This is a genomic window from Thalassobacterium sedimentorum (assembly GCF_031127905.1).
Classification (GTDB): domain Bacteria; phylum Verrucomicrobiota; class Verrucomicrobiia; order Opitutales; family Coraliomargaritaceae; genus Thalassobacterium; species Thalassobacterium sedimentorum.
The window spans coordinates 32,028-44,646 of the sequence record NZ_JARXIC010000002.1 but is presented as its reverse complement, the minus strand read 5'-3'; the positions used below and the strand labels follow the sequence as shown (position 1 = coordinate 44,646).

The 12,619-nt window shown below is 45.1% G+C and carries 7 protein-coding genes and 1 tRNA gene; 7 read left to right on the top strand and 1 reads right to left on the bottom strand.

Annotation, left to right across the window (positions count from 1 at the left end; translation table 11 throughout):
* Window positions 1-29: 29 nt before the first annotated feature.
* The 7 genes from QEH59_RS01205 to QEH59_RS01175 all read left to right on the top strand — a co-directional run bounded on the left by QEH59_RS01205 (window position 30) and on the right by QEH59_RS01175 (window position 11,975).
* Window positions 30-3,539: a hypothetical protein gene (locus QEH59_RS01205; protein WP_308983534.1), complete on the top strand. Its 3,510-nt coding sequence runs from the start codon at window positions 30-32 to the stop codon at window positions 3,537-3,539.
* Window positions 3,540-4,256: a hypothetical protein gene (locus QEH59_RS01200; RefSeq protein WP_308983533.1), complete on the top strand. Its 717-nt coding sequence runs from the start codon at window positions 3,540-3,542 to the stop codon at window positions 4,254-4,256.
* A 138-nt stretch (window positions 4,257-4,394) separates the two neighbouring features.
* Complete coding sequence (locus QEH59_RS01195) at window positions 4,395-5,153, top strand: PEP-CTERM sorting domain-containing protein (RefSeq protein WP_308983532.1); 759 nt, start codon at window positions 4,395-4,397, stop codon at window positions 5,151-5,153.
* Window positions 5,154-5,403: 250 nt separating this feature from the next.
* Complete coding sequence (locus QEH59_RS01190; RefSeq protein WP_308983531.1) at window positions 5,404-6,333, top strand: helix-turn-helix domain-containing protein; 930 nt, start codon at window positions 5,404-5,406, stop codon at window positions 6,331-6,333.
* Window positions 6,334-6,599: 266 nt separating this feature from the next.
* Complete coding sequence (locus QEH59_RS01185) at window positions 6,600-8,066, top strand: alpha/beta hydrolase (protein WP_308983530.1); 1,467 nt, start codon at window positions 6,600-6,602, stop codon at window positions 8,064-8,066.
* A gap of 44 nt (window positions 8,067-8,110) precedes the next feature.
* Window positions 8,111-10,402: a hypothetical protein gene (locus QEH59_RS01180; protein WP_308983529.1), complete on the top strand. Its 2,292-nt coding sequence runs from the start codon at window positions 8,111-8,113 to the stop codon at window positions 10,400-10,402.
* Between the two features lie 7 nt (window positions 10,403-10,409).
* Window positions 10,410-11,975, top strand: coding sequence for a sulfatase (locus tag QEH59_RS01175; protein ID WP_308983528.1), 1,566 nt, complete (start codon window positions 10,410-10,412; stop codon window positions 11,973-11,975).
* 171 nt (window positions 11,976-12,146) lie between these two features.
* Here the strand turns inward: QEH59_RS01175 and QEH59_RS01170 are convergent.
* A tRNA-Gly gene (locus tag QEH59_RS01170) sits at window positions 12,147-12,220 on the bottom strand.
* Window positions 12,221-12,619 lie beyond the last annotated feature (399 nt).

Sequence of the window (12,619 nt, the reverse complement as noted above, 5' to 3'; positions counted from 1 at the left end):
AGGTAAAAAATAGACAGCGTGTTTTAAGCATGTCAGTTCCTCGGTCTTGCGATGGTTTTGCCTTGGTGATTGCTTTATCAATGATGGCGTTTGTGTTGTTATTGCTGTTGGCCTTAACTACATTCACTCAAACTCAAGTGGCGACTAGCAATGTCGGGATCACTAAATTACGTGCTGAGCAATCAGCGCTCCTATCGCTCAATCTTGCGTTGGGACATTTACAGAAAATGACCGGAAGCGATCAGCGAGTGACCTCACGTGCAGATATTTTGGACGGAGGTTATGCGAATCTAGTTCCTGCTGAAGCCAAAAAATATTGGACAGGTGTCTGGCGAAGCGATGACGCGAATCCGCTCAATCCAAATAGTAAGACTTTTATTGGTTGGCTTGCATCGATGCCGACTGAGAATAATGAACTGAGTTCTATCACATCAAACTTGCTCGATCCTTATGAACTTGTGAGTGCTGGAACAGATAGCTCAGGAGCTTTCGTTCCTGCGGTTGAAGCTGAAACAATCACTCGTGTTGATGATAACCTCGCGTACGCATGGGCTGTTTTGGACGAGGGGGTTAAGGCTAAGGTAAATGCCCGTAGTTGGGAGGAGGATACGGATGTTTATGAAAGCACGGATTCGTTGAGCCAGAGCCTGAGGTTTGGTGCGGCGGAGTCGGCTAAGGCTGAAGTGCTTACAGGGCTTAGTGATTTTCGTAGTTTGATGACGGTTGGAGAGCGAAGTCAGATGTCCAATCTAATCGATCTTGAATTGAGGTTTGGGACGGAGATTTGGGCTCCATACCAGCATGATTTAACCGTGCAGAGCTACGGAGTGCTTGCCGATGTGAAGAATGGAGGGCTACGACGTGATCTTTCGCGTGGGCTCAGCGACCAATTATCAGAGTTAAGTAATCAGAATATTACGGATGTTTTTCCCATGAAATGGGACAGTTTGGCGGCTTGGTCGAACATTTATAAATTGCTTGATAATCCCAATGCAGATATGCCCGTGCTTAAGCCGCGTAATACACTTCCAGTGAGTTGGGATGGGGCCCGTGCGGAATTTGACGCTGATCTTTTAAGCACGGAACCTTTGATCGATGGAGCTATTAGTGATTGGAAGCTCGTCTCGCATCCAATTGCGCCAGTAGTGCAGCAGTTTATTTGGCGTGTTGGAGGTGTGATTTCCGATTATAGTGATTCACAAATTGGGAATCGTTGGGATTGGAGAGATGATCGGCCAGATGACTCTCCGAGTGTAAAAGAGCGATGGGCAGAGATACTTCAAGGTCGACATGTGATTAGTCCTCTTGTCGTCTTGTGGAATCCTTATAACGTGGCGCTGGATACCAGTGATTATAGAATTACCTATGATCCAGCAGCGGACATGCAAATAGTGGTTCGCGATGGGGCAACTGGGGCGACTCAAGGGTTATTTGGCACGCCAACAAATATAGTCGATTTATGGCAAGATCATGATTCCACCACACGTACCGGGCATTTTACGTTTTCGCTGTTTTCAGATTATGACTGGCGTGATATTACAAATCTAAATCAGACTGTGCTCCAACCGGGAGAAATGAAAATTTTTGCGATTCAGTTTACACCAGCTACGAGTCAAGGGTACAAAAATTACAATGGCGCTGCGGGGGGCTTCGGGGGTTGGGTCGATGGCCGTCCGTTACCCACACAGATGATTGGCCCGGTTGGTGGTGCACCACACAATACATTTCGGGCAGTCATTTCAAGTCAGGATTTTGATGTAACAGATACGAATTCTGAGTGGATTCATGATTCCTTGGATCTTGATTTTGGAGAGAATACCTCCATGACAGATATTAATGATTTTCGGTTAACATTGGCGATTACAGACGCTAAGTATACATCGGGAGAGCCGAATGAGGGGTTTGTGGTGCGTGATGTTTGGGGATTGCGTCCACCTGCTTCAGAGTCTGGATCATACCCCTTTACTGATCTTTGGGCTGGAACGGATGAAACTTCATCAGGCTCTGAAGATTTTACACTTTGGGATTATTATCACGTCGTTTCGTCGAGTAATATTCAGCTAGGATCTTCTGCTGCAGATATTTTATACGCCGCTAATATTGTGGCTCGATTGAAAACCAGCAGTGCTGAGCTCGGGGCAGATTCGATTCCGTACATCGCCCACTATAATCCATTGGCATGGCATGCGCGACCTGGGCATTCCAGTGAAGTGCATTCGCCCTTGTGGGATGTTTCAGTTTTTGACCGTGCCGAATGGAATTCGGACAAAGCAATGATCGACTCCATCAATTCGGGGATCGCACGTGCAGGAAATTCAGTTTCATTTGCAGGGCAGGAGCATGTGGTGTTAAAGGAGTTGCCTCGTCAGCCATTGAACTCCATTGGGCAATTGATGCATGCGGAAGTGGGTGCTTTAGATACGGTTCCACTTTATACTATTGGGAGCTCCTATGCGCCGCCTTTCGGCGCACTCACTGAAACGATCTATACTGGTTCGGGAAATGTCGACGGAAATGGAACTGCGTTGGAAGCTATCGATCTCGCATGGCATTATAATGATGCACTGTTTGATTCATGGTTTTTTTCGACGGTTCCAGAAGCTGGGCAAGCGTTGATGTATCCTCCTTTTGAAACCTTTGATACAGAATATGTTTCACAGGGAAAGAAACTGCCGAATAGCCGTTATAAATATTATTCAAGACATGATGTAATCGATGACGATTACATGAGTGAGTTGCGGGATATCGATACAGCAGCAGCTACATTAATGGTCGATGGCCCGTTTAATGTTAATTCAACATCAGTGGAAGCTTGGAAGGCTGTTTTGGCCACACTTTTACAAGCGAATGAATTCAGATATTTTGACATTTTTGCGAATGGAATCAGATCTCTGACTGCAGCTGAACTGGAGGTGCCGGTGTCGCGCTTTCAGCACCCCATGGCTTCAAATTCGGGAGCAGATGTTGAAACGAATTCAGAGGCGTGGGCTGGATTTCGTTCGCTGAATTCGGATGAGTTGACAGATTTGGCGGAGGAGATTGTTCGCCAGGTCAAAATGCGTGGCCCTTTTCGTTCCCTGTCAGATTTTATTAATCGTCGCTTGGTTGACAACGAGACTGGTCGAGCTGGAGCGTTGCAAGCGGCATTGGATATGACTGTGAATACAGTGGCAGATTTTGGAGGAGAACCGACAGAGACCGAGGTTTGGGGGGATTCCGTTGATTGGGATAAGCATGCGCCTGCGAGTGGAGCGGGTGCGCCGGGGTGGATTTTGCAAAATGATCTGTTGCAAAGCTTGGCTCCGTCCTTGTCAGCACGGAGCGATACCTTTCGAATTCGTGCTTATGGTGCTAGTCTAAATCCATTGACTCGTGATGTGGAGAGGGCGGCGGTCTGTGAAGCGGTGGTGCAGCGAGTGCCTACTTGGGTCGATTCTACGGACGATCCAGAGATTAATTCAGCGATCCCAGATAATCAGCGGTTTGGTCGCCAATATGTGATTGTTAGTTTTCGTTGGTTGTCGGAGGATGAAATATAAATGTCTAAATCTATTGCATACACATATTTATTCTGGTCGCTGTTGAGTATCTTGGGAGGGCAAGATCTTGTCGCCCAGGAGGGGGAACTCTTTAAAGCTAAATTACGCTTTTTTAATCCAATTGCAGATATTAGAGAACTTTACTTTATATCAGATGGAAAAGATCAAGAGATTCGTGCGAGTTTTGTTGGTCCCTCGAAGCGGTACGAGTTTATTTCCGAGACGCCCGAGTTAGTGCTCTTTGTTAAGGAAACGTTCGAGGGTGAAATCGTCAGGACACCCGTTGCTCGTGTGATGCTTCCAGTTGGAGGCGATGATTGTTTGGTATTTATGGTCCCTAATAAAGCGAATGATGGAGAGCGTTATAGAACGAAAGTATTTAACAACTCCTTGAGAGCCTTGGGAAAGGGGGAAACTCGTATCCATAATATGACCACTATGGCGATTATGATGAAATATGGTAACCTTCAGTTTCAGATAGATGGCGAGTCTTCAAAAACGATGCCGACCCAAACTGTCAAAGATTCTAGTGGTGATGCAGATTCGTATGGAACTGCTATTAATATCGATTTTCCAGTGCTCATTGCGATGAATACGGACTCAGGGTGGCGGTCAGTTTATCGTTCTATCTGGTACCCTATGGAAAATGATCGGATTCAGGTATTCATTATGCCGCAGTCCAAGACATCTGTAAGAGTCTTTCAAATCACAGACTAGTGTGCGGCACATATGTATAAGACGTAGATGTGAAGTGCTCAGGCTTATATTTTATTTGCGTAAATATGACAACTGTTTGCATCGCATTGACTATCCATTTCGCTTGTCGATTAGTTGAGTTGTTGAGAGATTTTTCTTATGAAAATCCCTACCCTTATTATCCTGTCAGCTAGCGTTGCGCTCACTTCCAGTTTGAGTGCTCAAGCGACTTTTGATTATAACTTTACTGGAGATGGCTCTACTGATTTGCACGGTGTTGATGGCTGGATTGTGGGCACTGCGTCGTCATCGATCAAGACAGACGGTTCAACATCTGGTTCGAATGGGGCTGTGATTGCTTACGATTTTGGTTCAGGTGTTTATGAAACCTCAACATACGTTGATATGAGTGCTGCGAGTGGCAATAATTTTGCTGCAGGCCTATTCTTTACTAACTCCGATCCGGTTGTTGGGGGGTACGTAACAAATTCAGTGAGTCCGTTTGGTACCTTTGGTATCCGGGGGAATGGTAATTTACAGTTTTGGTCAGGTGAAGGCACTGCAGGTGGAGTTGCTGCGGGCAATATCTCGAACTTTGGCTATGATTCTGCCACCAATGCTGATATGATTGGTCTGCTGCGAGTTGTGCTGGATACGACAGTTTCAAACTGGACGATCTCTGCATTTTATACGCCTTCAACTGGAACTGAGTTCCAAGTCGACTTGAATGGTGCGGCGAGTGGGGCGGAGTATACATATGCGGTCAATCCAGATAACTTCACCGGGGCAGGCATTATGTGGAGTGCTGGTGGTGCTAATTTTGACAGTTATTCTTTAGTTCCCGAATCTAGTTCTTCTGCGCTATTGGGGGGTGTTGTCGCACTCATGTGTCTTGCGATGCGTCGTCGTGTTCGCTAGTCCGTTGGCTAGGCTGTTCTATACGAAAGTTTAAAGTGATTGGTGTGTTGCCGGTTTTTTTTGATCATCATAGGAGCATGTTTCGAGGAAAACCTGAATGTCGGCAGTGGTATCAGGCTGTTTGAGGGCAATTGTTGAGGGCAATTGTTGAGGGCAATTGTGAATTTATTCCATTGAAACGCTAGAGGCATTCAGGATATGTATGGATTTGCTGCAGAATTTATGAATCAAGGTCATCGAGGTCACTATATTGAGCCAACGCATATCCCAGAAACCGAAGAAGAAAAAGTGGACGACTCCGTATAAGGAATGGCTTTATCTAAACACTCGACTCTTTTGGGTATATGACGGTCTTGTTGATCCATACGCGCTAAATACTGAGCGATATATCTCTAATTATGCTGTTTGGTATATTCAACAAGGTTCTGTGGTCGTTGATGTCGAAGGGAAAGTGATTTCAGCTTGTGCGGGGGAATGGGTCTTCTTGCGCCCAGGTTTGCGCCGGCAAAAATTTACCGAGAATGCAGAGATTATCTCTGTGCATTTTCAAGCATCATGGCCTAATGGCCGTAATTTGTTTGAAGATGGCCTCAGTCTTGTGGTGAAGGGAGAGGATTTTCCTTATTTAGAAAAATACGCAGAACGACTGCTTGATAGTTACCGGCGCCGTATTTCGGTCGAGGAGCAGGAACATATCGTTTGGACGAATATTGAACAAATTAATCAACAAGAGTTTACCTTAAGCGATTTTTTACGTTTTCAAAAACCATTTAGTGATTGGTTGTCAGCTTTTGAAAGATGTCTGACGGCTAATGGCTTGATACCGACGCGTATTAGTGATTTGCATCAAAGTGTATTGCGCGGAATCCAGCTGATTGAGGCAATGCCTAAGCATCAACCATTTCGGCGAGAAGAATTGGCGGCAAAATTAGGGATGAGCGCTTCGAATGCAGATCGATTGTTTCAGAAATATGAAGGGAAATCGATGTTCCAAGTGTATGATGAAAATCGGCTGCGTTATGCCCGCGATCAGTTGTCTTTAGCAGTGGTGAGTGTGAAGAGTTTAGCTTTTGAAATTGGCTTTCATGACTTGTCAAATTTTTCACGTTGGTTTAAGCGGCTCTCGGGGTATAGTCCCCGCGAATATAAAAAACGATTCAGTTCAGAGGCTTTAGATTGATTGTAATTCGCTGTCGCAGCCTTTGTGCGAGTGGAAACACGCGTGTATACGAATCGGATCACATTATCCTGAGCATTAGGGATAAGTTTTTGGCAAGTTAGTCCAAGCTTTGCCAATGGACAGCTGAAGCTGTTTCAAAGAATCTCTTTTTATTCAGCTTCTAGCCCCCGCTAAATATTCTTTGTGTGCATTAAGTTAGTAGCGATTTGTATCATAACATACCTTGTTTTCTTCGAAAGCTGAATTGAATTAGATCTTAATAGCTTATGAATTTAAAAAATATACCCTTTTGGAGTGTCTGCATGATGTTCTCATTGCTGTCAGTTTACAGCCTGAATGCATCCAAATATCCTTCCTGGGAGGAACAACAGGCTAAGGCTGAAAAGCATACTGTTGAGTATTTAGAGATGTTTACTGATGTGCGTTCGGATCGTTTTGTCTACAAGACGATTACTCTACCAAATGGCGATAAATTAGAGTTAGATTTACGTTTAGAAAGGCCGAAAACTGGAGGCCCATTTCCAGTGGTTTTTTATATTCACGGGGGTGCTTGGGTCACGGGAAACAAGGATAATTTCTATCGTCAGTCTTTTAGGATGGCTTCGGAAAACCAAATCGCAGGAGTGCGCATTGAATATCGTTGGAAAAGTCACGGAGGCGATTATTTGGATGTGATTGGTGATGTCATGGATTCGATCGATAGTATTCGTCAACGAGCTGATGAATTGAATCTTGATTTTACCCGTGTCGGAATTGCTGGGTCATCTGCGGGAGCTCATTTAGGTGCGATTGCAGCACAGCACACTCCAGAATGTATCTCTTTTGATGGGTTTAATGGTATTTATGATCTCGTCGATCGTGACAAAAGCCGTTTTGGGGGCGACGCGGCATTTATTGGTGCTTCGCTCGAAGATAAAAAGCGGGCATCAGCATTTTGGCAAATTCGTAATGATCCACCCGATACATGGCTCTATCATGGGACCTATGATTTAACGATCGATTGGGTGCAAAGTCGCCGTTTTGCTAAAGCGATTAAGGAACATGGAGGTCAAGCAGAGACGTTGATCTATTCTGGGTATGGGCATGGTGTGAATCGACTGGATCAGAAGGTTTATGAGGCGACCACTCAAGCATTGCTTGCGCACACTGCTTACGTCTTTGGGATTCGAGACAAAAAACCGAATCCTCAGGATTATATTGTGAATAAAGAAATTCCAGAGGTTCCGGAAGGGTTTTCGTTGCAAGGAGTTTGGCGAAGAGAGTCACATCCGAACCAAACTTTCACATTTTATTCAGATTACAGTGCGCTGGCTGCAAATGGTGATCGCATTGGGTGGAAAGAAGTTGACGATGGTCGCTACTATATTGTTTGGAAGAGTGGTGGTTTAGGCAGAATTGATATTTTAGCTAAGAATAAAGTCAAAATGGCTTCGGCGACTTACATAAAAGACGTAGATGCTTCGCTCGCGGAAAACGCTTTGTTGGAAGAATCGGAAAATACGAAACTGTCTATTGTTGGTAAATGGCAGCACATGATTAATCCTGCATATTGTTTTGTTTTTAATCCAGATGGGAGTGCGGTGGATCCAAAGGGGAATAGAATCGGATGGAAAATGGAAGATGATCGCTATTTCATTGTATGGAAGAGCGGGCGTTTAGGGAGAATTGATGTCATTGATTCAACGACCGTGAAAATGGCGTCATCTACGTTTTCGAAAGTGGAGAATGACTGAACGAACCTACTAAGATTACCTTCAAGATCACCTGACTCATATACATGTCCGCTAAATATATACTTTTTTTTCTTTTCTCGTTATCAAGCGTCAGCGTTTCAAATGCGACTGGTTTTACCTTGTTGAATAAGGATAAAATAATCCCTCCTGCTTCGGTTGAAGTTATCGAGGCGAGTGGTCAGGCAGCGGCATCAGATTTAGAAGCCATTGCGGATGGTGATCTAGAGCTGGGCAGTCGCTCTGTTCTAACAGGTGAGGAGGATGGAAAGGGATACTTGAAAATTGCCTTGGATCGGCCACATATCGTTCAAGCAGTACGTTATCTCGCCCGTGCGACGAAAGATGTCGGGAAAGAAAATGATCTGTCTAAGTTCTCATTGCATAAGAGCAGTGACGATTCAGTGCTTTATGCGGGGAACTTTCATGGGAGTTCCCCTAAGGTCTTTTTTCCTCCTGTCATTGCCGATGAGTTTCATTTGAGGTTTGAGCAATTAAAGTGGAATCCGAATAATCAACCTCTGAACATTGCTGAGCTTTCTTTCTTCGAGCCAGCTTGGCAGGTGACTGTCGATGGGGAAACGACAACTGTTCTTTCAGACAATTTGCGCGATGAGTCGCTTAGCTTGAAGCTACCATGTGCAATCGATATCCAGCTCCCGGAAGCAACTACTATCAATGGAGTGGCGTGGGCAGAGTCGTTAAAAGGTTCTGGCATTAAGGCAACAGTTCAAGTTGACGGTGTCGCGACCACTGCGCTGAAGACGGATGCTGCGTGGCGCTCACTGCACTTTAGCCCCACGCAAGGGCGTGAGGTGAAGATTACTTTTACGGGAGAAGCTGGAGCGACGCTGAGTTTATCTGAAATTGACCTGTATACTCCAGCCGTTGATTCATCACCACAGCCCGTCTCGGTTCGTTTTCCGGATCAGTCGCTTGGTGAGATTATTAATCCATTGGTTTATGGTGGTAATATTGAGTATTGGATCGACGATGATGCGATTTTAGGAGACCCCGAGTTTGTTGAACTGGTGCGTGAGACACCCATGCCGATGTTACGTTTTCCCGGAGGCACTGAATCCGATCGCTATCTGTGGCGTGAACATAAGCTATACGACAGCACTCAATGGCCATATATCGATGGTCCAGAAACGACGGATACGGATGAGTTTATTCGTTTTTGTCGTGCCGTAGGCGCCGAGCCGATCATTTGTGTGAATACCGAGTATGCTTTCTATGAGAACGACATTCAGAAAGGTGCGCAGTATGCGGCCGATTGGGTTCGATACTGTAAGGATAATGATTATCAGGTTAAATATTGGACCATTGGAAATGAGATGTATTGGCGCCTGGCCTTTACTGTCGAGGAATACACCGAACTCGTGATTGCTTATGCCGAAGCGATGCGTGCGGTGGACCCAGATATTTTGATAGCCGTGCCGGGGGAGGTTCAATTAAACTCGGTAGCGAAGAAAGATAAGCCGACTGCTGAAGGTTTGCAGATCATGCTTGAAACCGAGCGGAAGCGACGTGCTTTTGAGATTACTCCCAAGCAAAATGTAGAAATTCAGAATCGTCTAATGCGGGAGTATCGTAATCCAGATGCGCTTAAATGGTGGCCGAATTTGTTGCAGGGAGTCAAAGACCACATCGATATGATTGAGGTGCACTTATATGCAGGGTCAGTCGAAAAAGCATTCATGCTTGAAGATGGATATGCGAAGCAGTTAGCCGATTTGAAACGCTATGCTAGAGAGGTTACTGGGAAAGATATTATGCTGGGGGTAACTGAATGGAATACCAGTATTTGGTGGGGTGAGGGCAAAGATGCCTTAGGCATGGAGCAAGCCCTATATATAGGCGAAATGCTGGGGGCGTTGATTGAAGGTGGCACTGATTTTGCAAATTTCTGGCCAATTACAATGGAGGGCCAATGGATCGCTAAAGCGCTTTATGTCGAGGATCATCATAATGTGTTGCCTTCCTATTATACCTTTTCTGCCATGGCGCGTCATCTTTTAGGGCATCGACTTCCTGTTGAAATTGACAATTCCGATTTGTATTCGATTGCTTCGATGAGCGAGAGCAAAGATCGAGTTACATTAATTGTGATGTCACGCCCAACGCGCGCGCAAGGACCTGTAGCGCTAACGGTGCCGCTTGGTGAGGGAGTTCTGGCTGGAATGTCACCGACCTCAGTGCAGGTGATTTCGGCGCCTGCGAAACGCTCGTATGCCATAGAAACCACTTATCCCGCCTGGGATTCGATTGATGATGAATCGCTGACTCTAAGTCTACCGCAATATGCCTTTACGATTATACAATTCTCACGCCCTTAATTTATCCATGCGTTTTAAAGTTTATTTATGGCTGCTTGTCGCACTCTTTTGTAGCGGAGCATTCGTGGCCTCATTGCGTGCAAACACGACTAAACCTAATGTGCTTTTCATTATTGTAGATGATTTGATGCCACGCTTGGGAACTTATGGGGATCCGCAAGCAGTGACTCCAAATATGGATAAACTGGGATCTGCAGGAACTGTCTTTGAGCGCGCTTATGCGCAACAGGCACTATGTAGTCCTTCTCGAGTGAGCTTCTTGACTGGCCTACGGCCTGATGCGCATTATGAAGTTCGTACGAGTCAGCGCATGCGGACGTTGAATCCAGATGTGGTTACGCTTCCCGAGTTCTTTGCTCAAAATGGTTATCGAACTAAAGGAATGGGCAAAGTTTTTGACGGACGCACAGTAGTCAATAATGATGAACCATCTTGGACTGAGCCGTATTATAGCTCTTGGAAGCCCGCTTTTCCGGATCCATACGGATCACCGGCCGGGCATCATTATCAGGAGCCGAAGTTAAAGGAACAGTATGCCAATAAGTGGGAAGCCCTTTCGCCTTGGTGGATGGAGGCGAAACGTCTTTTGAGTGAAGGCATGCGGCCAGCTGTCGAGAGTGTGGATTTACCAGACATTGCTTATTTTGACGGGTTGATGGGCGAAGAGGCCGTGCAATATATCAAGCGACAGAGCTCCAGTAGTCAGGATAAACCATTTTTTCTCAGCGTTGGCTTTATTAAGCCGCATTTGCCGTTTGTTGCTCCTAAGAAATACTGGGACTTATATGATCGAAATTCATTTGAACTAGCTTCTCAAACCAGTTATCCGATCGGTGCACCTGAGGTCGCATACAATAGTTATCATGAAATTGAGGACTATAATACTTCATCAGGTGAATTTGGTAATTTTTCAGCTGAGGTACAGCGCGAATTAATTCATGGTTACATGGCCTGTGTGTCGTATGTCGATGCTCAGGTTGGGAAATTGATGACTGCACTTACGAACGCGGAACTCGCTAAGAATACAATTATTGTATTAGTCGGTGATCACGGATTTCACTTAGGCGATAAAGGAGAGTGGGGGAAGCATACGAATTATGAAGAAGCCACACGTGTACCTCTAATTGTATATGCACCAGGAATGCCCAGAGATGTGCGTTACGATGGTGTGGTTGAACTTGTCGATATTTTTCCTACACTCAATGAACTAGCTGGTTTACCTAGTATTCCTGAACTAGCTGGAGAGAGTTTTGTACCTGCATTGAAGGGGAATCATATGCCTCAAAAGTCTAATGTTGCGATCAGTCAATATATTCGTAAAGGAGCGATGGGCTATGCGATACGAGATGAACGCTATCGCTATGTTGAATGGCGTGAAGCCGGAACAGATCGCAAAAGCGTTGATGAGGTGACTGGAAATATAGTTGCTCGTGAATTATATGATTATGGTGAGGCGACCGATTCGAGTGGTGAAGGACGAAATTTGATCGATTTAGTTGAGTATGCTCCAGTTGTTGATGTGTTGCAGGCTAAAATGAATGATGAGCTAGAGTATCTGGTTGCCCCTAAATGATTTTCCTAAATTCAATTTTTAATTGAATGAGGAGCTTAGTTAGAATACGACGACTAAATGTAGGCATAAGTTCGATCTACTTACCTTACATACGCTGTGTGCTAGGCAAAATGGCCCAACTTGGGAATACCAACTTGGGAATAATATGCAGTAAACTGGGTAGATGCAGCATGGTGCGGGTAGAGAGAATCGAACTCTCAGCTCAACCTTGGGAAGGTCACGTGTTACCACTACACCATACCCGCGTGTGTGATCCGTGTAGCGTAGGAAATGACGAATGTGGTGCTGGCGTCAATCTGGAAATATCCAATCGCTTCGTTTGAATCATTCCGCTAATCGAAGAATCTAGAGCCATCCTCAGAAGTTTGCTGAGGTATAACGGATGATTTTTCGTCTAAATGTAGCGGACTCGCTAAGCGATTTTAAGTTGCGCCAGCGCTACACTAGCAGAGTTTTTATTAACTTTACTGGAGCTAACCTGAGGAGCAAATCCTTGGAATGAGTAGTTATCTAGTAATTATTTTGTAAATATCCTCTGATCAGGGGATAGTGCAAGAATCTGATTGAGGGTATAAGTAGTGCTACATTTTGACATCGAGTCTTTCTTCAGGAAAAGACCATGGACCAACAATCAATTTGGACAT